Raw genomic sequence first — 23536 nt, 5'->3', positions numbered from 1 at the left:
AATCAAATTCACGGCTGAGAGTTTAATCTGCTCTCAGCTGTTTTAAAATAGCTCTTAACACTTCTAAACGCGCAGTATATTTATCATCAGTGGCAACAATATGCCAAGGTGCATATTCAGTACTGGTTCGTGCAAACATATCTGCTGCCGCTTTTAAATAGTCATCCCACTTATCACGATTTCGCCAATCTTCCGCGGTAATTTTAAAGCGTTTATGCGGTGTCTCTTCTCTGGCTTTAAAGCGTTGTTCTTGCTCATCTTTACTAATCGCAAGCCAAATTTTTACCACAATCGTTTCACTATCAAATAAATCTTTTTCAAAGCGATTAATTTCGTCGTATGCCCTTTGCCACTCTAAAGGCGATGCAAAACCTTCAACTCGTTCTACCAGCACTCGGCCATACCAAGTACGGTCAAAGATTGTAATTTTTTCGGCTTCATTAATACGGTTCCAAAAACGCCACAAATAAGGATGCCTTGCTTCGAAACGTTCAGGTGCGCCAATACAATGAATATCATATTCACGCGGGTCTAAATTTTTGACAATTCGCTTAATTGCACCACCTTTACCCGAAGCATCCATTCCTTCAAAAGCAATCACAAAATTACGCTTATCAAAACGCATGGTATCGGCAATTTTTTTACTGAGTTTATCGAGCTCTTTTTTGTAATCAGCTTTATCGAGCTGTTCTTTAGAAGGTTTTAACAAACTTTCAGGAATCTTTGCCTGCTGCCATTTTCCTTTGACTTCACTTTCATGTTCAGGCAATTCACGCATGTGTTGCAAAAGGTACTGGGCAAAAAATTGATCGCGCTGTTTTTCATCCTCACCATCAATAATGTACCAGTCGTCGGTAAAACGGCGTCGTAACTTTTGCAAAGTGTCGTATTGTTTTTTATTGCGCCAATCTAAACCGTGAAGCTTATGCCAATGCTGTTCAGACGGGTCTATTTTATCTAAACGTTTTTGCAGTGACTTCCACGAAAGGTCAAACCAAACCTTAATCACATCGACATAGTTATTTTTTAAATCCTGTTCAAACGCCCGCATGTTTTCCACATAGGCATCAAAACGAGCATCATCCAAAGGTTCCGATACGTGCGTTGCGGTAACCAACAAGTCGCTATACCAATTGCCAAACATCACCACAATTTGGCCTTCAGTTGGAATGAACTCTGAATACGACTGCCAAAAAGCTTCGGTATCTGTCAGCACACGCGGTGCATCTGCTTTTACCCGTAAATATCTTGGATCTAACCATTCTCGAAGCTGCTTAACAGCCTCGCCTTTTCCAGCCAGTTCAATACCACTCATTAAAATGAGTGTACTTTTAGCATTTTTTTTGCCCCGACTATCTTTTAAAGCATATTGTGCTTCAATCAAATCGACTGAAAGCTGTTCCTCATCTCGAATTTCAAATTTTGGTTGTTGTTCACTCATAGTCCACTGCTCTAATCTTTTATTGTTTAATTTCGTCGTTATTTAACTTATGCGCTTAGATGATGAATTGCTATACAAATTATGTCATTGCGCCAAAATTCTGTCTAAAAATTGACGCATAAATCATTTTTTTTACATCTACTCGCCATAGTAGAAGGTTACAATGCCTCTTATGATTTTTTGCAAATAGCCCAATATTAGAGCCTTAAATGTCTAAACTCGCTGCTTTTGATGATCTTTTACAACAATATAAAACATTTAATTATCACGATAATCCAGTGCTTGCCCAGCGTTTGCAAGATGTACAAACATGGTTAAAAGAGCGGATGAAAGAAACGCATCACGACTTTTTTAATCTGCCAGAGCACAAGCTCATGTCAGAGTATTTTTTAAACCGTTTATATGGTGGCCCAGAGTTTGATGCGCTTGCTGCACAAATTGAACGATTATTGAAATATGCCCATAAAGCAGAAAAAGTCCTACCTGAAAACGCGATTAAAACAGGGACAAAGTCGGTAAGTTTGGCTGTACTTGCCACACAACTTGATGAACAAGTGGCCATGCAGCTTCTTGAAGACTATCCAGCAGATACAGTACTCACTGATGAGATCATGCGTTTAACCTTAATCAAGCTTGATCAGGCCGAAGCCCGTTACCAGCAACTTGCCCTTCTTGATGACTTAGGGATAGCACTCGATAAATACATGCGTTCATTTATGATGTTCACTGCTTTTAAAATGTGTAAAGGTATTGCACAAAAATATCACTTTGAATTGATGTATGATTTTATTCAGGATGGTTTTAGCGCAATGAAACCATTAAAATCGGCTGAGGCTTTTATTAAGACTTTTACGGAAAAAGAACGTCAGATTGTTGAAAAAGTACATTCAGGACATCCGAATCCGTTTAGAGTGTGATAAGGTCGGCACATAGAAAAAACTCAACCTCGCGAAGTTGAGATTTTATTCATTATATTTGCATGATGATGCCTGTAAAAATAGACAAAATCTGTCATCATGCAGAACTTATTCCGTTTCACTTGAGTTTGAGTCTAGGAGAGACAATATGTCTAACGAAAACCAAAAGCCAACATCTCCAACTGAGCAGGCACAAAGTTCAGACAAAGTTAGCCCATTCCTAAGCTCACCTTTACCGCAAGGTACTCCTCAAGGGCAACAACAAACTTTACAGCAAACCTTAACAGATACACCTGTTAGCGGTTCTGTACCGAAATACAATTTACCACGTGGTGCTAGCAATACTGGCAACGTTGGTGAAACAACTCACTTTGGTTTCTCAACAGTTAAAACCGAAGATAAAGCACAAAAAGTTGCTGAAGTTTTCCATTCAGTTGCAAGCAAATATGACTTGATGAATGACTTAATGTCATTTGGTATCCACCGTTTGTGGAAACGCTTTGCAATTAATATGTCTGGTGTTCGCCGTGGTCAACACGTGTTGGATATTGCTGGCGGTACAGGCGACTTAGCAAAAGTATTTAGCCGTGAAGTTGGTCCTCAAGGTCATGTGGTACTTTCAGACATTAACGAATCTATGCTGAATGTTGGTCGTGATCGTTTGATTGATGCAGGCTGTACCAATGTCGATTTCGTTCTTGCCAATGCAGAAACATTAGAGCCATTTGCAGACAACAGCTTTGACCTTGTCACCATTAGCTTTGGTTTACGTAACGTGACAGATAAAGACGCTGCGCTTGCTTCTATGTTCCGTGTACTTAAGCCAGGTGGTCGTTTACTGATTCTTGAGTTTTCTAAACCAGTATTTGAGCCATTCTCAAAACTTTATGACCTTTACTCATTCACTGCTTTACCGATTATGGGTAAATTGGTTGCCAATGACTCAGAAAGTTATAAGTATTTAGCTGAATCAATTCGTATGCACCCAGACCAACGCACCTTAAAAGGTATGATGGAAAATGCTGGCTTCCAGAACTGTGACTATCACAACCTGACTGGCGGTATTGTTGCTGTTCACCGCGGTTTCAAACTGTAAGGGATAGCGATATGTGGTCGATTTTGGCACTCGGTGCAGTCGAACGTATCATTCATCATCTGATCGATCTGGATGCCTTAACCCGCATTCAGCTCAATCAGTTACAGGGCAAAATGTTGCGTGTGGTCATAGATAGCCCGCAACTTTCTGTCGATGTATTCTTTGACCAAGAAAAAGTACGTCTTGAACCTACTGCAACTGGGCATAGCGAAAAACCTTCTATTTTTGAACAACGCCCGTTTGATCCACAATTTAAAATTTCTGAAGCCACAGCCACTTTGCATGTCAAAGATGTGGTTGAACTGATCAAACTATTGATCAGCGATCCAGACCAGATTGGTAATATCCCGCTTCAAGGTGATTATCACCTATTACAGGATATTCAAAGAATTATGCAGCAAGCTGAACCTGATTTAGCTGCGCACTTATCAAAATGGGTTGGCCCTCAACTCGCTCATGAAATTGGCAAGATTCAACTTGCACCAAAGCATTTAAAACGCTCCGTGCAAAGCCATCTATTTTTTGCTGAAGATGCCTTAAAAGAAGACAGTGGTTTATTTGCCCCACGTTGGGAAATGGACGATTTAAATCAAGCTACGCGTAAGCTTAATCAAGACATTGACCGTCTAGAAGCTAAGCTACAGCAGCTCAATGCACAACTACAACCCACTCAAGACTAGGTAAGACTGTATATGATTCCGCACGTTTCACGTTTACTCGAACTTTGGCGTATTGCAGCGCACTATAGACTCGATACGTTGTTCCCTGCGGATGAATTACCTGTTAAAGCTCAACGTGCATTAAATATTATTAAGATGCACCCAGCTGCATGGTCGAGTCGTGAACGCAAAAACCCTTTAAAGCTTAAAGAAGCTTTAGAAGATATGGGCCCGCTTGCAATTAAGCTTGGGCAGTTACTGTCTACTCGACGCGACCTGATTCCACCTGAAATACTCGCGCAATTGGTCTTACTTCAAGATCAAGTCAAACCTTTTGATAGCAATGTTGCCAAACAACGTATTCAAGATTCTTTAAAGGCAGATGTAAATACACTATTTGCTCGCTTTGATGACCAGCCCCTTGCTGCTGCCTCAATTGCACAAGTACATACAGCAGCACTGCATGATGGCCGTGAAGTTGTTGTTAAAGTTACTCGTCCGGACATTCGTAGCCAGATTTTACAAGACTTTGAAATTTTAGCTTGGCTAGGCAACACCTTAGAAAGTCGCCTAGAAGCTGCTCGCGCGTTGCATCTCACTGAAATTATTCAAGACTACCGCCAGATCATTTTAAATGAGTTGGACTTGAGTATTGAGGCAGATAACACTCGTCGTATGCGCCATTACTTCACTGGTTCAACCATGATGTATGTGCCAGAAGTCTACATGGACACCAAAGATGTCATGGTGGCTGAGCGTATTACTGGTGTCCCTATTTCAGACACGGCAACCTTTGACCGTTTAGGCATGGATCGCGCACAACTTGCAGAAAAAGGGTTAACCATTTTCTTTACGCAAGTATTCCGCGATAACTTTTTCCATGCCGACATGCACCCCGGCAATGTCTTTGTAGAAACCATTAATCCAAGCAATCCACGCTTTATTGCACTGGACTGCGCGATTATGGGTGAGTTATCTAAGCACGACCAAATGACGGTTGCCCGCATGTTGCTTGCTGTGATGAACAGCAACTTTATGCAGCTTATTCAAATTGTGCACCAAGCTGGCTGGATTCCACCGGGTACAGACCAAGACGCTTTAGCACGTGAGATGCGCCGTACTGTTGGGCCAATGGTTTCTAAACCAATGGATCAACTTGATTTTGCAGGTATCTTAATTCAAGTGATGGATATTGCGCGTCGCTTCCATTTAGAAATACCGCCACAACTCATGCTGCTGCTCAAAACTTTAGTGCATGTAGAAGGCTTAGGTACGGACCTTTACCCGCAGCTCGATATCTGGAAATTGGCAAAACCTATTTTGACAGAATGGGTTAAGTCCAACATGAACCCAGTCAAAAATGTAAAAGAACTTGGCCAGCAACTACCTGACCTGCTTTTAGGTGCTCAGGATTTCCCAAGCTTAATTATTGACAGCCTAAATGGTTTAAAGAATCAGTCAGCTTGGCAAGACCGCCAGTTACGCGAAATTCAGCAACTTCGTTTGCAAATGGAACATCAGCAACGCCGTAGCTGGATGTTTGGCAGTAGCATGCTGATTTTACTGACCATTGCAATTATTAGTCCTTGGTTTGTTTCAATTATTTTAATTGTGCTGAGTAGTTTATTAGCACTTTGGCGTATTTTGAAATAAGTTCTAAATCCCTTGCTAGTGCAAGGGATTTTTTTATGGCTAACTTTAATTTTTAAAAATATAGATCGCTTGTTCGTTCATTGCTAAATTAGCATTCATAAATGCTTGAAAAGAACAAACAATGAAAACACCTCATTTTGCCATTATCGGTGCAGGTACCGCAGGTTTAGCGACTGCCATTTTGCTTGCTCGAGAAGGCAATAACGTTACTATTTTTGAACAAGTTGATGAGTTATCTCCGGTAGGTGCTGGGTTATTACTACAACCCGCGGGCTTAGCTGTATTTGAACATTTAGGTGTACTAGACAAAACCTTAACCTTAGGTGCGAGAGTCACAGGCCTAGAAGGACAACTTCCGGACAAGCGCCTTTTAGTTAACAGTCATTATCATGAAGCATCAGCAAACCTCTATGGACTAGGTATACACCGAGCCACTTTATGTCATGTACTCACTCAAAAACTTAGCGAATATTCAAGCCAAATTACTTGGCATATGAATCATTCCGTTGAAAGTTTTGTAGAACATAACGATGAAGTTCGGCTATCCGGCAGTCATCAAAATCAAAAGTTTGATGCTTGCTTTGATGGCTTACTCATTGCCAATGGTGCTCGTAGTCAATTACGTCCTAAAGCATGGGTAAAGGTTGACAAAGCTTATCCTTGGGGGGCTGCGTGGAGTATCGTGCCTGAGTGCCAAGTCCTCGATCTTGAAATTCTGCATCAATTTTATGATCGCTCGAAAATTATGATGGGAATCCTTCCTACAGGAGCAGTTCCCACAGAACCTCAACAGCGCCTTTCAAGTGTTTTTTGGAGCTTACCTACGCCACAATTACAAAGCTTTTTGCAAGATGAACAGGCTAAACAGACTTGGTTAAAGCAAGTCTCAGAACGTTGGTCTAAAGTTGCAGAGTGGCTAAAAGAGATTTTGTATAACAGTCCAACTCAGCCTAAATGGCTATCTGCAAACTACCGTGATGTCGTCATGACTCAATTTGGTCAAGGACGAATTGGAGTAATTGGAGATGCAGCCCATGCCATGAGTCCTCAGTTAGGACAAGGGGCCAATATGGCATTATTAGATGCTTGGGCCTTTTCTCAGTCATTGCAACATGCCCAAAAGAACCAAAATATTGATTGGTCCCTGCTCTGGCAGCATTATCATCAGCTTCGTGGTTCATCTACCCAGTTTTATCAATTTCTTAGTCGCTTACTAACACCACTTTATCAATCTGACCATTGGTGGGCGGGGGGGTTAAGAGATTTAGTTTTCCCGTGGATGTATCAAATCCCGTATTTTCGAAAAGAAATGGCAATCACAATTTCAGGCTTAAAAACAGGGCCATTCCAACAACTTGATTATGATCAAGTAGCTCAATTACCTAAAGAAAGCAGTGCGTTTCATTTAAAAAACGAATCTTTGTCTGACTATTAACCCAACTAAATAATAGTGAGTAACACATGAAAATCAGCCATCTTGATCATCTTGTTTTAACCGTCTCAAACATTGAAACCACCTGTAATTTCTATCAAACCGTGTTGGGGTTTAGGGTCATCACGTTTAAAGATGATAGAAAGGCTCTACAGTTTGGAAATCAAAAAATAAATTTACACCAGCAAGGTAACGAGTTCGAACCTAAGGCATTGCAACCGACTCCTGGATCTGCCGACCTATGTTTTATTTCAGACACTCCTATTTCAGAAGTGGTTACACACCTTAATCAGTTAAATATTCAAATTGAAGAAGGCCCGGTTGAACGTACTGGCGCAATGCACCCTATTCTTTCAGTTTATATTCGAGATCCAGATCAAAATTTGATTGAGATTTCAAATATCCTCACGCCTTAGTCATTTGAATAAGATACCAGTTGGTAAGCGTTACAAGCTATTCATTACGCTGACAAAGACAAAAAGGACAAAGAATTTTTCCGCAAAGCGACGTTGATGCCGTACACTATACAAGCTATTTTTAGCATCTGATTGAAATCAATTTATAGTTCATATTTCTTTGGTGATTCCTCATGAATAACACGCAATGGCTCGATGAAGTAAAATTTAACGAACAAGGTCTTATCCCTGCCATTGCTCAACATCATCAAACCGGACGTATTTTGATGGTAGCGTGGATGAACCGTGAGTCACTTGCACTCACAGCAGAAAAAAATCAGGCTGTTTACTTCTCTCGCTCTCGCCAAAAACTTTGGCACAAGGGCGAAGAATCAGGCCATTTCCAAACGGTTTATGAAATTCGTTTAGACTGCGATGGTGATGTAATCGTATTACAAGTTGAGCAACACGGCGGTATTGCATGCCATACAGGTCGAGAGTCTTGTTTCTACCGTAAACTTACCCCACAGGGCTGGGAAATTGTCGATGCACAATTAAAAGACCCTACTGCAATTTATGGTGACAAAGCCAAAGCTGCAAGCCACGATCATGCTCATACTACTGAACAAGTTGATGTACTTGCTCACTTAGGGCAATTAATGCAAGAGCGTAAGCAAGCAGAAGCTGATACTTCATATGTTGCAAGCCTCTACAAAAAAGGCATCAATAAAATTTTAGAAAAAGTCGGCGAAGAAGGCGTAGAAACTATTATTGCTGCGAAAGACTACGCTGCTCAAAATACAGAAAGCAATTTAAATGACTTGATTTATGAAACTGCTGATTTGTGGTTCCATAGCATTGTCATGTTGGGTTATTTCGATCTTAATCCACAACTTATTATTGACGAATTAGCTCGTCGTCAGGGTTTATCTGGTTTAGTTGAAAAAGCTAACCGTAACAAGGTTTAAAATCACTCAGTGTCGAATATCGAAAAACCTAAAGCCACCTATGAGCAAGCGATTGCCATAGATAACGGACGTCTTGGGCAATCATTTAAAGTGATTGCCTATGCGGGTACAGGTAAAACTACTACATTACAAATGATTAGTGATGCCATGCCTGAACGGCGCGGTATGTATTTGGCTTTTAACAAAGCAATTGCAGGCGAAGCTCAAAACAAATTTCATCGCAATGTAGACTGCCGTACTTTCCACTCGCTCGCGTTTCGTAGTGTGCCACGTGGTGTGACTGATAAATTACGCCTACCTCGCTTAAGTCCAAGCTTTATTGCTAAAGAATATCGACTAGAACCGATTACTTTACGACGCATGATGGGTGGACGTTATGAAAAATACGTCTTAATGCCAAGTCGTCTAGCGAGTCTTGTTGCCAATGCGGTGAGTTATTTCTGCTCAACAAGTTCTCAATACCCAGCTCCTCGACATATTCAGGCGCCAAACTGGTTACATCCAGACGATATTACTGCACTTCAAACTCACCTTTACCCGGCTGTTGAACGCCGCTGGTTAGAGTCTATCGACCCGAACCATCAAGCCGGAATTGGTCACGATATTTATCTGAAGCTTTGGGCATTGTCTGAACCTAATATTCCTGCCGATTATGTCTTATTTGATGAAGCACAAGATGCTGATCCTTTAATGTTGGGTATCTTACTTCGTCAAAAAAGTACACAGGTTATTTATGTAGGCGATGCACATCAGCAAATCTACGCATGGCGCGGTGCAGTTAATGCCATGCAACAACTGCCTTTGCCAGAGTCTCGCTTAACGACTTCTTTCCGTTTTGGAGAGGCGATTGCCGATGTCGCCAATGCGTTGTTAGGTGGTTTAAATGAGACTGTTCCTCTGCTTGGTAATCCGAACCAAAAATCGAGTGTAGTCAATAAGCCACATACCAAAATGCGTGATGCGATTTTGTGTCGTACCAATGCTCGCGCAATGGAACTTTTATTAGCTGGCTTGGTGCATGGCGATAAAGTAAGTTTGCAGGCAGATCATCAAAAACTAAACCGTTTTGTAGATGCCGCAAGCCTCTTGAAGCAAGGAAAACGAGTTATAGACGTTCCCGAGTTAGCATGGTTTAACTCATGGCATGATGTGCATGAATACTGTGAAACCAATGAAGGAAGTGATATCAAACCTTTGGTTAAACTGGTAGATGATCACGGTACCGACCCACTGAAAAAAGCGCTTGCTAAAATTACTCCCCTTGAGCAAGCTGACTATGTCATCTCAACTGCCCATAAAGCAAAAGGACTAGAGTGGAATCGTGTCCATATTGAAGATGACTATCAATTTAAAATTAATGGTTTAGAACACAAGATTACAGATGAGGAATTAAGATTACTTTACGTGGCCTGTACTCGTGCTAAAGTAAGTCTAAACATCCATCATCTTTATGATCTGATACAACAATTAAAAGTAAGGGCGCCTTTAAGTCTTCGTAAGTCGGTTGGTTGAAGCGCTCATAATTAGGTGAGCCTATGAGACTTGAATCCATCCAATTTAAACATGTTGCTCTGTTTCATGACCTAAAGATCCAGTTTCAATATGATAAACAACCGATTACTTTAATTTTAGGTGAGCAGGCAACCGGTAAAAGTATGCTACTCAAGCATATTTACCATGCTTTAACGTGGTTTCCTGCTCGCTTGAAAGATGTTCGTACTCCGGGCGTAGTCATGCCTGATCAAGACATTACCCATTCTCGGTTACAGTCTAAAATAGAAGTCAGCATTTATATTCCCTCAGAGTTCGGGCAACTGCCTGAAACCACTTCTGCACAGCAAATCGACACATCTGTTTGTAGCTGGAAGCTATTTAAAACCTTAAATGCAACTGGCGTGGGCATTAGTCAGGTCGAAACTCAGCAGCTCGATCAAACCATTACCCTTTATCATCAAGTCACAAGAAAAGACCCACTTCAAGGCCTTCCCTTACTTGCCTACTACCCATCTGAGCGATTTGTTAACGATATAAATTTGCTGAATAAAAACCTGCCAGGGATTACTCAGTCTATTTCTGCTTATGAAATAAGCTTAATCCCGTTTACCACCTTTGCTCGTTTTTTTGAATGGCTGCGTGAAATTAGCGATATTGAAAATGCACAAGCAGCTCACGTTGTACAAAGAATTATTTCCCTACAATCAAACCCACAAAATCAGGAAGAACTTTTACGTCAACTTCAAATCGAATTGGCAGGTCAACCTAAACAACTGCCTTCGCCAAATTTATATGCACTTAAATCGGCGTTAAAGATTATTTTTCCGGAACTTGAAGACATCTATTTACAATATCATCCACGTCTTCAACTTATGGCGCATTACAAGGGTGAAGCTTTAGCCTTTCAGCAACTTTCCAATACCACTAAAACATGGATTGCATTGATAGGTGATGTGGTTCGCAGACTTTGTTTGCTCAACCCATTGAGCTTAGACCCTTGCCTTGAAGGCGAAGGAATTTTGTTAATTGACCAAATCGATTCTCAACTAGATGCTCTGCATTGCTCAGAAATTTTAAATCGACTTCATCAGGCATTTCCGCGTTTACAAATTATAGTGACTGGAAGCCGTGAAGAGTTACTTGAACATGCAGCTGCTTATCAATGCCTTAAATTAGAACATGGCAAAGCAAGCCAACTTGATTTAAATACGACTCAGCAGCAGCTTGAACACCTTTACACCCTCTTGCACCGAGATGAAGTTTTAGCGCCACATATAGATCCCCTACCGCTTGATACCGAACCTACAACCACTCAAATTGACAATTTGTATCAGCAAATCCAAAGCTTAAATGAACAACAAAAAAATGAATTATTACGTATGATTCATGCAGGAGATACCTCGGAAGAAACCTCATCTCTGTAGACGTTATTATCCATATAGCTCAATTTTTATAATAAAAACCGGATTCGCTAAATATACGATGAAATCTGTTTTTTGAGCTGAAAAATCACTAGATGTTGTTACCACATGTAATAACATCAGATTTTTAATGATTTTTTAGTGTACAATAAATTTCATTTTGCGTTTTTATTATTCAAGTTGCGCAATACAACTTGTTTCTCGCTTTATTTTTCTAATTTGGTCGGGTTTTCAGAATATAAGCTTTGGAAATCTCTTTGAATTCCTATCTATTCTGAAATTAAAATTTCACCTTTAGGCTTCGGTCTAAATTATATATGGATACGAGTGTGCTACCGATAATTATCTTATTACCGTTAATATTAGGCACCACCCTTGTTTCATTGCTTCAACGGTTTTCACGTGGAGTAACGGCTTTAGGGGCGATCGGAGTCAGTTTAACCAGTTTTGGTTTATTACTGACTCAGGCTAAAACTGTGCTTGGTGGTGCAAGCATTCAACAAAGTTGGGATTGGTTACCGCAATTAGGAATTAATCTGAGCTTTAGACTTGATGCTCTTGGTTTATTATTTTCTCTTCTTATTACCGGTATCGGTACACTCATTTATATTTATGCCTATTATTATTTAGGCCCTAAAAATTCATTAAGTAAACTCTATTTATTACTTATGCTGTTTATGGCAGCAATGCTAGGTATTTCCCTTTCTAACAATTTAATTATTTTATTAGTGTTTTGGGAACTTACCAGTATTTCATCATTTCTACTGGTGGGTTATTGGAGTCATTACGAAGCAGCGCAACGCGGTTCGCGTATGGCACTTACCATTACAGGAATGGGTGGACTCGCCATGCTAGGTGGATTTGTCTTACTAGGACAAATCACCGGTACTTATGAAATTAATGATATTGTCGGAATGAAAGACCTTATTCAAAGTCATCATCTTTTCGTTCCGATGCTTTTGCTTATTTTACTCGGTGCTTTTACTAAAAGTGCTCAGTTCCCTTTCCATTTTTGGTTACCCAATGCAATGGCAGCCCCCACTCCGGTGTCGGCTTATTTGCACTCTGCAACCATGGTTAAGGCCGGTATTTTCTTATTAGCACGTCTTCTACCTATCTTTATTGGTGCCGCGCTTTATCACAACATTGTCACGTTTGTCGGCCTATTTACACTCTGTATGGCTGCATGCTTTGCCATTTTTAAAGAAGATTTAAAAGGATTATTGGCTTACTCCACTATTAGTCATTTAGGTCTTATTGTCTGCTTATTAGGTATTGGTTCACCTTTAGCGGTAGCTGCGGCAATTTTCCATATTATTAACCATGCTACCTTTAAAGCTGCCCTGTTTATGATTGCAGGGATTATTGACCATGAAACAGGTACACGTGATCTTAGGAAATTAAGTGGCGTTTGGCAGCTGTTACCGTTTACCGCAACGCTCACTATGATTACCGCGGCATCAATGGCAGGTGTTCCACTGACCAATGGCTTTATTTCTAAAGAAATGTTCTTTACTGAACTGTTGGCGAACCTTTCAGGCTCAGCTGTTATTTTTGCAAGTATTATTGCGACCCTTGCCGGTATTTTTGCAGTCAGTTATTCAATTCGTTTAGTGCACGGCGTATTTTTTGATGGTCCATTGGGTAAACAAGTACCAAATAAAAATGCCCATGAACCGCCGATTGGCATGCGAGCACCAGCCATATTACTTGCGACGTTATGTATTTTGGTAGGTATTTTCCCTGCCCTACTGGTTGAGCCTTTAGTTAATAGCGTGACACGTGCAAGTCTAATGCAACCTGATTTTGCAGGAACTCATCTTGCAATCTGGCATGGATTTAATGCTCCTCTTGTGATGAGTATTATTGCTTTGATTGGCGGCACGCTTTTCTATTTTGCTTTAGCAAAAGATGGCATGATTCGTAAAATCGACCTCGACCCACGACTTGGTCGTTTACAAGGCCGTGTTTTGTTTGATTTGTTTTTAAAACATCTGCTATTAACCAGCCGTAAAATCAAACAAAAAACTGAGAATGGTTCACTACAAAGTTACCTGTTCTTAATGATTGCTTTTAGTATCATTCTGGTCACTTTACCTTTACTCAATCAAGGCCTTACCACAGGTACGCGCGAACTCACACATGCACCATGGATTGCGGTTGTTCTTTGGCTGACCTTATTCTCGGGTTGCTGGATGATGCTCTGGTTCCACCATGAGCGCATCAAGGCAGTCCTTATTAGTGGTGCAATTGGTCTCGTGGTTACTATGGTATTTGTTACCATGTCAGCACCTGACTTAGCCCTCACCCAAATTACGGTAGATGTGGTTACGACTGTGCTTTTGTTGATGAGTTTATCTTTATTACCACAGCTTACGCCTTATGAATCTACTCGCTCTAGACGTTTAAGAGATGCATTTTTAGCAATCATTGGTGGCTTAGGTATTGGCTGGATTACGTGGCTCATTTTAACGCGTGACCATAATTCGATTTCATGGTTCTTTGCTCAGCAATCTTTACCACTTGGCGGCGGCTCCAACATTGTAAATGTCATTTTAGTGGACTTCCGTGGTTTCGATACCTTTGGTGAAATTACCGTACTGGGCATTGCTGCGATTGGCGCACTCTGTCTTATGGATGGCATGCGTGTACACGGCACCACCATGACGCAAGGCCTCACCTATCGCTTTAATCCATCTCCGCTCATGTTCCGTATTACAGCCTCTTGGGTGTTGCCTTTAGCGCTAGTGGTAAGTGTCTATATCTTTATGCGCGGACATAACTACCCTGGCGGTGGCTTCATTGCAGGTTTAATTACCTCAATGGCACTTATTATTCAGTACATTGCTTTAGGTCAAGACCAAGCAGAACAAATGTTAAAAGCACAATCGGGTCGTCTTTATGAGGTCTGGATTGGTTCCGGTTTAACAATTGCAGGCTTAACAGGTATTGCTGCATGGTTCTGGGCACGTCCATTCTTAACCAGTGCTCATGTCTATGTTGAGTTACCAGTTTTAGGAAAACTACATCTGGCTTCAGCAGCGAGCTTTGATTTGGGTGTGTATATCACAGTGGTAGGCGCCACTATGCTACTCATTTCTGTATTAGGGGACTCTCGCCATTCGAGTATGTCTGGTCCTGTACCTCATGGGGAGAAATCATCATGATCAGTTTAGAATTCTTACTGGCCTCTGCCATTGGGCTACTTGTTGCGACAGGCATCTATCTCATTTTACGTGCACGTACCTTCCCTGTGGTATTGGGATTAGCCGTACTCGGTTATGCAGTTAACCTATTTTTGTTTGCGATGGGCCGCTTGCAAGTGAGCTCACCAGCAATCTTGACTGAAACCACTAATATTACAGACCCGCTTCCACAAGCTCTTGTTTTAACTGCAATCGTTATCGGTTTTGCGACCACAGCGTTTATTGTACAACTGGCTTTACGCAGCCGTTATGAATCAGGTAGTGACCACGTTGATGCTAAAGAAGATATTTCTCCAACATACGACCCACGTGAGGATGAGCCGTGATGTTTGATTTTTTATCTTTTTGGCAAGCTAATACACCAATTTTCAGTATCCTCATCCCGGCATTCACTGGTTTTATCTTATTGCTTTTAGGTAACCCTGGCGCTGGTGCATTAAAAGAAGATTGGCGACAACCTTGGCGTCGTGGCATTAGCCTCGTCTCAGCAATTGCTGGTTTAGTCACTGCGATTAGTTATCTAATCGTTGCAAATACTGGTCAAATCACGGTTTACCAGTTAAGTGAGTGGTCAGCACCGTTTGGTATTGTGCTGGTACTCGACCGACTTTCTGCATTTATGCTGGTTTTAACCTATGCATTAGCAGTTCCAGTTTTATGGTATGCCAGTGAAAACTGGGATACCAGAGGTCGCTATTTCCACGCCATATTCCATTTTCTTTTAATGGGATTATGCGGAGCATTTCTGACAGGTGACTTATTTAACCTATTTGTTTTCTTTGAAATCTTGCTCATGGCGTCGTATGTCTTATTGCTACATGGACAAGGCAAACCGCGTTTTCAGCTTGGCGTACACTATGTCATTATCAACCTTTTAGCCTCTGCTCTATTCTTAATTGGCCTTGGTATGATTTATGGCAGTGTAGGCAGTCTAAATATGACTGACGTTTCACGCCTTTTACCAACTTTAGATGCAGATCAACACAAATTAGCAGTCGCTGGCGCCTTACTCTTATTTGTCGTGTTTGGTATTAAAGCGGCCATGCTACCAGTTGGTTTTTGGCTACCAAAAACTTATGCCGTTGCAAGTACACCTGTCGCAGCGATTTTTACCATTATGACCAAAGTAGGCATCTATGCCATTTTGCGTGTCAATGGAACGGTATTTAACGATGTACTTAGCCAAGAAATCTTTAAAAGTTGGTTACTTCCAATTGGCTTAATTACGTCTCTATACGGTGTGATTGGAGCAATCGGTGCAGATCGCCTTAGACGTTTTGTTGGTTTTATGGTGCTGTCTTCGATTGGCACATTATTGACTGCCATTGCTATGTCAAATACACAAGCGTGGTCAGGAGCACTATTCTATTTAGTTCACAGTACACTGATTGGTGCAGCATTTTACTTGTTCTGTGGCTGGATGACGTCACAGCGTGGTGACTTTAAAGACCATTTAAAAATTGCGCCAAGAATTAAGCAAGAAAAAGCAGCGATGCTGACTTATTTCTTAATTGCAATGATGCTCGCAGGTTTACCACCTTTTAGTGGCTTCTTTGGTAAAGTATTTATTTTACAAGCGACTGTTGAAACTGCATATCAAGGCTGGGTCATTGGTATTGTGCTTGTGGTCAGTCTATTAAGCATTATTGCGTTAACACGAGTCGGATTTATTTTATTCTGGCGTGCTTCACCACCAGAGGAAGACCCAATCAATCCTGCGTATATTATTTATCGTGCTTTACCTGAACGAGCACCGCCACGTAATGATTCAGTGATTTATATTTTGCTTGCAGGTTTAGTGGCTTATGTCGTGTTTGCTTCACCTGTGTTGCACTACACCACAAGTACTGCTCAGCAAATTCAAAATCATGCCTTATATCAGCAATCTATTCTTAAGACTGATCAAAATGGTGAAGTCATTAGTGTCCAGCCTTATGACTCAACTTATTTACCTGAAACAAAATACGGTGGAGAAGTTGAAGATCATAATGCCTACCTCGTTCCGGACATTATTTCTAAAGACACATTCAACGGTGTACATATTTCTGAATATAAACATCGCCAAATTCAGCAGCAAGAAAAATTGCAAACACCAACCATTGCTGATGAAAGTCAACTGAAACCTATGGAGCCATAACAATGCAGCTATCTAAATTGCTTGACCGCTGGTTTCCACATCCATTTGTTTCTTTTTTAATTATTATCTTTTGGTTAATGCTCTCGCATAGTCTTGATGCGAGCGACCTACTTATGGCTGTAATTTTGGGGCTTGTGATTCCTCGATTGGTTCGACCTTTTATTACTAGAACACCGCACATTCATTGGCAACCAGCAGTAAAACTATGTTTTGTTGTACTGTGGGATATTATTGTTTCCAATTTTCGCGTTGCTAAGCTGGTGTTAGGGTCACCCAAAAAATTGCATCCCAAATGGTACCGTGTGCCTTTAGAAACAGAACATGAGCAAGTAAATTCTTTACTGGCAATGATTATTACCACAACACCAGGTACAGTCTCTGCTGGTATTGATCAAGAGCGTGGTGACATTTTGGTACACTCGCTCAGTACAGAAAATACTGAAAGTGATGTGCAAGACATCAAACAACGCTATGAGGCTCCACTCATGGAAATTTTTGATGTGAAAAGCAAATCGGAGGACAACACATGACCATCCTACCTTATGCGCTTGGCATTAGCTTGATTGCCATCACGATCTCTATGCTGCTGTGTCTTTTTCGGATGGTGATGGGACCATCAATTGTAGATCGCCTTTTAGCTCTCGATACTCTTTTTCTAAATGCAACTTGTCTCATTGTTGTTTTAGGCATTTATTGGATGATGACCTCTTTATTTGAAGGAGCCTTACTGGTTGCAATGCTAGGTTTCGTATCTACAGCAGCCTTAGCACGTTACTTCACAACCGGTCATGTAATCGATTAAGGAGAGATCAAAATGCAGTTCGTAATGGAAATTATTGTTTCGGTCTTTCTGGTTTTTGGTGCTTTCTTTATGTTAGTCGGCTCGATTGGTATGGTGCGCTTGCCTGATTTATTCATGCGCTTACATGCACCCACAAAATCGAGTACGTTAGGATTAGGCAGTTTTTTGATTGCATCTATGATCTTTTTTGCTTTCCAAGGTCGCTTTGGTTTTGCCGAACTATTGATCACGCTTTTGGCTTTTATTACAGCTCCTGTTTCAGCCAATTTAATTGCTCAAGCAGCGCTACATTTACGTTTACGCTCGCTGAGTGGTGAAGTCCCTGAAGCTATTGAACGTCCATTACCATGGGATCGTTATAAAATCGGACAGCGCTTTTCACAAAACAAACCTCCAATGGAACCTCCTAAGGAATAAAAATTTGAACAAATAAAAAAGCCACCCAAAGGTGGCTTTTTTATTTTGAGTAGGAATTACTCTTCGTCATCTGACTTACGTTCCGGTAAATCTTGTACCGCTTTTTCAATAAGACCAAACATATAGTTACCATATGCATTCGTCTTATCGTAATGGAAACGTAAGCGAGGTGTAATACGGGTTTTAATACGACGACTGAGCTCATGACGCAAGAAACCAGAAGCTTTATTCAATACATCTAAAGTTTCTTTATTCGCTGCTTCACTTTGTTCGTCACCGAGCTCACGCCCCATAACGGTAACGTAAACTTCAGCATATCCCATATCAGCACTGACTTTCACGGCTGAGATGGTCACTAGACCACCCAGACGCGGATCTTTTAACTCCTGACGGATTAGATCAGACAGCTCACGCTGTACTGAATCCGCCATTCGCTTTAAGCGTTGGCTACCCGCCATTAAAGACTCCGTTTAATCAATTGAACATCATATACTTCGATCTTATCTTGTACTTTGATGTCTTTATAACCTTTCACCGCAAGACCACATTCCATACCGGCACGAACTTCTTCAACCACATCTTTATAGCGGCGTAATGATTCAAGCTCACCTTGGAACACAACCACGTCATCACGTAATACGCGAATCGGTTTATTACGATGTAATGTACCTTCAAGTACCATACAGCCTGCTGCTGCACCAAACTTACTTGAGTGGAATACTTCACGTACTTCAGCAACACCCAAGATTGTTTCACGGTGTTCAGGAGCAAGTTTACCGCTCATGGCATCTTTCACATCATCAATCAATTCATAGATGATGCTGTAGTAACGAATGTCGATACCGTCTTGGTCACTTCTCTGACGAGCAGCTGTATCAGCACGAACGTTGAAGCCTAACAATACAGCTTCTGAAGATTCAGCAAGAATCACATCAGACTCTGTAATCGCACCAACACCCGAACTAATTACACGAACTTTTACTTCATCAGTAGAGAGTTCATATAAAGCAGCATTCAATGCTTCTAAAGTACCACGTACGTCTGTTCTTAAAACAACGTTCACTGTAGGAACATCTTTTTTGCCCATTGACGACATGATATTTTCAAGGCGCATCGCGCTTTGACGTTCAATACGTTTTTGACGCTCACGGTCAGCACGAGCATCGGCAACTTCACGTGCTTTCTTCTCGTCATTTACAACAAGAACTTCATCACCTGCCATTGGAGCATCTGGAAGACCCAGAATTTCTACTGGAATAGATGGTCCTGCTGATTTAATCGGCTTACCGTTTTCATCAGACATTGCACGGACACGACCATAAGATGAACCTGCAAGAACCAGGTCACCAATATTTAATGTACCGTTTTGAACAAGAATAGAAGTTACTGCACCACGGCCTTTATCAACACGCGCTTCAATAACAACACCTTGCGCAGCACCTTCAGCAGATGCTTTTAATTCCATCAATTCTGATTGAATAAGAATTAAATCAAGGAGTTCATCAATACCTTGTCCAGTATGTGCAGAAACTTTAGCAATCGGAACATCACCACCCCATTCTTCTGGAACGATTTGTTTCGTTGTTAATTCATTTAACACACGGTCTGGATCAGCAGATTCTTTATCCATTTTGTTGATTGCAACAATAATTGGAGTACCTGCTGCACGAGCATGGTCAATTGCTTCTGCAGTTTGTGGCATTACACCATCATCTGCCGCAACAACTAATACCACGATATCTGTTGCTTTAGCACCACGTGCACGCATTGAAGTAAACGCAGCATGTCCCGGTGTATCAAGGAATGTAATAATTCCTTTGTCTGTTTCAACGTGATACGCACCAATATGCTGTGTAATACCGCCTGCTTCACCAGCCGCCACTTTCGAACGACGGATACGGTCAAGCAATGATGTTTTACCATGGTCAACGTGACCCATGATAGTAACAACTGGTGGACGAGTTGTTTGCTCACCACGTGCTTCTTCAGCCGCTTCAAGCAAGTTATCTTCCGCTTGTGTATCAGAAACTAGAACAGGATTGTGTCCCATTTCTTCTACAACAAGTGCAGCTGTATCTTGGTCAATAGCTTGATCCTGGTTAACCAACTCACCCATTTTCATAAGTGTTTTGATAACTTCACGTACTTTAATCGCCATTTTTTGAGCAAGATCGGCAACAACAATACTTGAACCGATTTCTACATCATAGACTTGCTTTTTAACTGGCTTTTCAAATCCATGCTTATTTGCTTGGCTTGATTTTAAACCACGTTTGTTATGGTTAACGAAGCTTTGCTCTTCTTGACCACGACGGCCGCCTTTCTTACCAGCACGCGGGTTAGTAGTTGCGCCACCGCGTTTAATTTCACGGTCTTCTTGCTTGAATGAATCTTCATAAGCTTGGCCAACAAGACCTGAAGCAAGTGGAGAATCATCAATTACACGAATTGTGGTAGTAGCATCGTCATTTGAATATTTAGATGCCATTTTGCGCATTTGTTCAAGCGTACGTTGCTGAGCTTCTTCAGCCGCTTTACGACGTGCAGCTTCTTCAGTTGCTTTTAACTGAGCTGTTTGAGCTTCACGCGCTTTCTTTTGCTCTAATGTTTCTGCTGGTTTTGGTGCAGGTTTTACTGTACCACCACCACGTTTTTTCACTACAACAGCAGCTTTAGGAGCTGACTGTGCAGCGCTATCTTGTTGGTGAGCAGCACGCATCGCATCTAAAGTTGCTTTTGCTTTTTGCTCTGTTTGAAGACGCGCTTTTTGCTCTGCAGTATCACGTGCTTGTTGATCTGCACGTGTTTTAGCTTCTGCTTCTGCACGCGCTTTAGCTTCTGCTGCAATTTGTTCTGGATTTGGTTTAGCAAAAACCTGTTTTTTACGTACTTCTACGTTAATTGTTTTTGCTTTACCTGAAGTACTTGCAACTTTAGCGGTACTGGTTGTTTTACGTTTCAACGCAATTTTTCCTGTGTTACCACTTTCCTGACCATGTACTTTTTTCAAATGATTGACCAAAGTATCCTGTTGTTCAGTGGTAATAATGTCGTCTGCTGTACGTTGAGGCAAACCTGCTTCGCGAGCCTGTTCTAGGAGCTTCTCAACAGGACGTCCTACACTGAGAGCTAACTCTTTAATCGACTTGTCCGTCATATTTCATCTCCTAGTTAAACCATGATTCGCGAGCTTTCATGATCAATTGACCAGCTTTTTCATGATCAAGACCTTCGATATCAGAGATATCGTCAGTAGCCTGATCTGCCAAATCATCAACGGTAATAATACCGCGAGCGGCAAGCGAGTAAGCGATCTCAGAAGTCATGCCTTCCATTGTGAGAAGGTCTGCGCTCGGTTCTTGAATATTTTCTTGCTGTTTCAAAGCATCAGTAAGAGCTGCTTCTTTTGCACGACTTTGCAATAACTCAACCAATTCAGCATCAAGCTCAATTTCGTCAAAAGTTTCAGCAGGAACATAAGCAATCTCTTCTAAAGAAGTGAAGCCCATTTCTACCAATGCCATTGCTAAATCTTCTTCAATATCTAAACGTGATACAAACATGTCGAGATATTGCTGAGCTTCATTTTGCTGACGAGCACGATACTCTTCTTCAAGCATCATGTCGAGTTTGTAGCCAGTTAAATCAGAAGCTAAACGAACGTTTTGACCTTGTGAGCCAATCGCACGAGCTAATTGATCGCTGGTTGCAAAAATAATATCGGCACTTCTTGCATCTTCATCAAGCACGATGCCTGAAACATCAGCTGGTTCTAATGCGCTAGCAATGTATTGAGCTGGATCATCAGACCAGACCACTACATCAATACGTTCACCGTTTAACTCTTGCTGTACGGCTTGAATACGCGTACCACGCATACCAATACATGCACCTACAGGATCAATACGGTGATCATTTGTTTTCACTGCAATTTTAGCACGAACACCCGGTTGGCGTGCTGCTGCTTTAATTTCAATAATTTCTTCAGAAATTTCAGGAATTTCTTTTTTCATCAAAGCAATTAACATTTCAGGCTTAGCGCGTGATAACAACAACTGAGCGCCACGACCTTCACGGTTAACATTATATAAGATAGCGTTTACACGTTGCTTTGGACGAAGGATTTCTTTAGGAATCATTTCTTCGCGAGCAAGGTAAGCTTCTGCATTATCACCCAAGTCAATGATGAAGCCATCTTTGGTTTGTTTTTTCACTTCACCGTAGATCAACTCACCCACTTTAGATTCGTATGCATCAGCAACTAAAGCACGCTCAGCTTCACGGATTTTTTGTACGATAACTTGTTTTGCAATTTGTGCAGCAATACGACCGAACTCAATAGATTCTACTTCGAGTTCACGCACGTCACCAATTGACCATTTAGATGGATCAACGTCAGAAATCGCATCTTGGCAAGCTGGCATTTCATGATCTTCATCTGCCACTACAGTCCATTGACGGAACGTACGGTAATCACCAGTTTTACGATCAATCTCTACACGAAGCTGAGCTTCTTCAGCATGCGTACCTTCGTAAAATCTTTTTTTCGTTGCAGCAACTAAAGCTTGTTCTAAAGCCTCGAAGATCGCTTCACGACTAACACCTTTTTCATTACTAACCGTTTCTACAACGGTAAGAATTTCGCGGCCCATAAGTCACCTACCGATTTCTTATATAATTTAAATAAATTTAATCTTGATAGATCAAGTTTGCTTTATCGATATTGTTGCTGTCGATATCAAGCACATGCTTTCCTTCAACCTCAACCTGAATCTCTTCATTTTCAAGGTCTACAGCAAGGAGTTTTGCTTGAAATTTACGGCGATTTTCTACTGCTGCAATTAAACGCAAAGCAACTTGTTGTCCAATGTAACTTTGCAATTGTTCGAGTTGAAAAAATGGGCGATCCCAACCTGGTGAAGAAACTTCTAAAGAATACTCACCTGAAATCGGATCATGAACATCCAACATCGCGCCGACTTGTTGTGTAACTCGTACACAATCTTGTACGCCAATACCACGACCTTGTTCTACTTCACCATCTTCATTAATCACTGGTTCAGCATTTTCATCAACCGGTCTATCGATATAAATACGCAATAATGAACGTTTACCTTGTGGAAGGAATTCAATTCCCCACAGGTCAACACCACATGCCTGCACTGCTGGAGCAATCATGTCATACAATGCTTGGGATTTATTTGATAATTTCATTTACTCTCGTCATTCTCGTGCGATTCAATCGGTTGTTTTAACCGACACAGACCTACTATAGTGAAGCATGACTATTTGACCAATTGATGTCGACACTACACGATAGCGATACGATAACCAATAAAAAAGGGCGTTAATCGCCCCTATGTAGCACAGAAAACAATAGTCCACTGTGCAAAAAGGCCCACCTGTCTGTGAGCCTCTTTTAAGAAACTTGGTAGCGGGAGCTGGATTTGAACCAACGACCTTCGGGTTATGAGCCCGACGAGCTACCAGACTGCTCC

The 23536-nt window shown here is 41.3% G+C and carries 20 protein-coding genes; 15 read left to right on the top strand and 5 right to left on the bottom strand.

What is annotated here, in order from left to right:
* Nucleotides 1-22 precede the first annotated feature (22 nt).
* Nucleotides 23-1441, bottom strand: coding sequence for a phosphate--AMP phosphotransferase (locus tag RMA95_RS09435; RefSeq protein WP_311070261.1), 1419 nt, complete (start codon nucleotides 1439-1441; stop codon nucleotides 23-25).
* A 209-nt stretch (nucleotides 1442-1650) separates the two neighbouring features.
* On the opposite strand from RMA95_RS09435, the gene RMA95_RS09430 reads away from it, so the two are divergent.
* From RMA95_RS09430 to RMA95_RS09360, 15 genes are all read left to right on the top strand, one after another.
* Nucleotides 1651-2358: an FFLEELY motif protein gene (locus RMA95_RS09430; RefSeq protein WP_311070260.1), complete on the top strand. Its 708-nt coding sequence runs from the start codon at nucleotides 1651-1653 to the stop codon at nucleotides 2356-2358.
* Between the two features lie 148 nt (nucleotides 2359-2506).
* Nucleotides 2507-3454, top strand: coding sequence for a bifunctional demethylmenaquinone methyltransferase/2-methoxy-6-polyprenyl-1,4-benzoquinol methylase UbiE (gene ubiE, locus RMA95_RS09425; protein WP_263612816.1), 948 nt, complete (start codon nucleotides 2507-2509; stop codon nucleotides 3452-3454).
* A gap of 11 nt (nucleotides 3455-3465) precedes the next feature.
* The gene (locus tag RMA95_RS09420) at nucleotides 3466-4134 is read left to right on the top strand and encodes a hypothetical protein (protein ID WP_311070259.1); all 669 of its coding nucleotides are present in this window, start codon (nucleotides 3466-3468) and stop codon (nucleotides 4132-4134) included.
* Between the two features lie 12 nt (nucleotides 4135-4146).
* Entirely contained in the window at nucleotides 4147-5766 is a 1620-nt protein-coding gene (locus RMA95_RS09415; protein WP_311070258.1) for an AarF/UbiB family protein, read from the top strand.
* Between the two features lie 121 nt (nucleotides 5767-5887).
* Nucleotides 5888-7201 (top strand): NAD(P)/FAD-dependent oxidoreductase, encoded by a 1314-nt coding sequence (locus tag RMA95_RS09410; protein ID WP_311070257.1) that lies wholly within the window; start codon nucleotides 5888-5890, stop codon nucleotides 7199-7201.
* Nucleotides 7202-7227: 26 nt separating this feature from the next.
* Nucleotides 7228-7614, top strand: a complete 387-nt coding sequence (locus RMA95_RS09405) for a VOC family protein (protein ID WP_311070256.1) — start codon at nucleotides 7228-7230, stop codon at nucleotides 7612-7614.
* 173 nt (nucleotides 7615-7787) lie between these two features.
* On the top strand, nucleotides 7788-8561 hold the full coding sequence (gene hisIE / locus RMA95_RS09400; protein ID WP_311070255.1) for a bifunctional phosphoribosyl-AMP cyclohydrolase/phosphoribosyl-ATP diphosphatase HisIE: 774 nt from the start codon (nucleotides 7788-7790) through the stop codon (nucleotides 8559-8561).
* A gap of 9 nt (nucleotides 8562-8570) precedes the next feature.
* Nucleotides 8571-10073: a UvrD-helicase domain-containing protein gene (locus RMA95_RS09395; protein WP_311070254.1), complete on the top strand. Its 1503-nt coding sequence runs from the start codon at nucleotides 8571-8573 to the stop codon at nucleotides 10071-10073.
* Between the two features lie 23 nt (nucleotides 10074-10096).
* Complete coding sequence (locus tag RMA95_RS09390) at nucleotides 10097-11479, top strand: AAA family ATPase (protein WP_311070253.1); 1383 nt, start codon at nucleotides 10097-10099, stop codon at nucleotides 11477-11479.
* Between the two features lie 314 nt (nucleotides 11480-11793).
* Complete coding sequence (locus RMA95_RS09385; RefSeq protein WP_311070252.1) at nucleotides 11794-14643, top strand: monovalent cation/H+ antiporter subunit A; 2850 nt, start codon at nucleotides 11794-11796, stop codon at nucleotides 14641-14643.
* Nucleotides 14640-15008, top strand: a complete 369-nt coding sequence (locus tag RMA95_RS09380; protein ID WP_000624229.1) for a Na+/H+ antiporter subunit C — start codon at nucleotides 14640-14642, stop codon at nucleotides 15006-15008. The genes RMA95_RS09385 and RMA95_RS09380 overlap by 4 nt, the downstream gene beginning before the upstream one ends.
* On the top strand, nucleotides 15008-16819 hold the full coding sequence (locus tag RMA95_RS09375) for a monovalent cation/H+ antiporter subunit D (RefSeq protein WP_311070251.1): 1812 nt from the start codon (nucleotides 15008-15010) through the stop codon (nucleotides 16817-16819). The genes RMA95_RS09380 and RMA95_RS09375 overlap by 1 nt, the downstream gene beginning before the upstream one ends.
* Nucleotides 16820-16821: 2 nt before the next feature.
* Nucleotides 16822-17349, top strand: coding sequence for a Na+/H+ antiporter subunit E (locus RMA95_RS09370; protein WP_311070250.1), 528 nt, complete (start codon nucleotides 16822-16824; stop codon nucleotides 17347-17349).
* Complete coding sequence (locus RMA95_RS09365) at nucleotides 17346-17621, top strand: monovalent cation/H+ antiporter subunit F (RefSeq protein WP_311070249.1); 276 nt, start codon at nucleotides 17346-17348, stop codon at nucleotides 17619-17621. The genes RMA95_RS09370 and RMA95_RS09365 overlap by 4 nt, the downstream gene beginning before the upstream one ends.
* Nucleotides 17622-17633: 12 nt before the next feature.
* Nucleotides 17634-18038, top strand: a complete 405-nt coding sequence (locus tag RMA95_RS09360; RefSeq protein WP_311070248.1) for a Na+/H+ antiporter subunit G — start codon at nucleotides 17634-17636, stop codon at nucleotides 18036-18038.
* 56 nt (nucleotides 18039-18094) lie between these two features.
* Here RMA95_RS09360 and RMA95_RS09355 read toward each other — a convergent pair whose 3' ends face one another.
* The 4 genes from RMA95_RS09355 to rimP are packed head-to-tail and all read right to left on the bottom strand — an operon-like array spanning nucleotide 18095 to nucleotide 23252.
* A complete protein-coding gene (locus RMA95_RS09355; RefSeq protein ID WP_002157043.1) occupies nucleotides 18095-18496 on the bottom strand; it encodes a ribosome-binding factor A in 402 nt (133 codons plus the stop codon).
* Nucleotides 18496-21195 carry a translation initiation factor IF-2 gene (gene infB, locus RMA95_RS09350; RefSeq protein WP_311070247.1) on the bottom strand — a complete coding sequence of 900 codons (2700 nt, stop codon included), beginning with the start codon at nucleotides 21193-21195 and terminating at the stop codon, nucleotides 18496-18498. The genes RMA95_RS09355 and infB overlap by 1 nt, the downstream gene beginning before the upstream one ends.
* Before the next feature lie 10 nt (nucleotides 21196-21205).
* A complete protein-coding gene (gene nusA / locus RMA95_RS09345) occupies nucleotides 21206-22690 on the bottom strand; it encodes a transcription termination factor NusA (RefSeq protein WP_002156952.1) in 1485 nt (494 codons plus the stop codon).
* Nucleotides 22691-22727: 37 nt separating this feature from the next.
* Nucleotides 22728-23252: a ribosome maturation factor RimP gene (gene rimP, locus RMA95_RS09340; RefSeq protein WP_151283486.1), complete on the bottom strand. Its 525-nt coding sequence runs from the start codon at nucleotides 23250-23252 to the stop codon at nucleotides 22728-22730.
* Nucleotides 23253-23536: the final 284 nt, after the last annotated feature.

This window comes from Acinetobacter sp. V110_1, assembly GCF_031798975.1.
Lineage (GTDB): Bacteria > Pseudomonadota > Gammaproteobacteria > Pseudomonadales > Moraxellaceae > Acinetobacter > Acinetobacter nosocomialis_A.
This window is presented reverse-complemented; position numbering and strand designations above follow the sequence as displayed.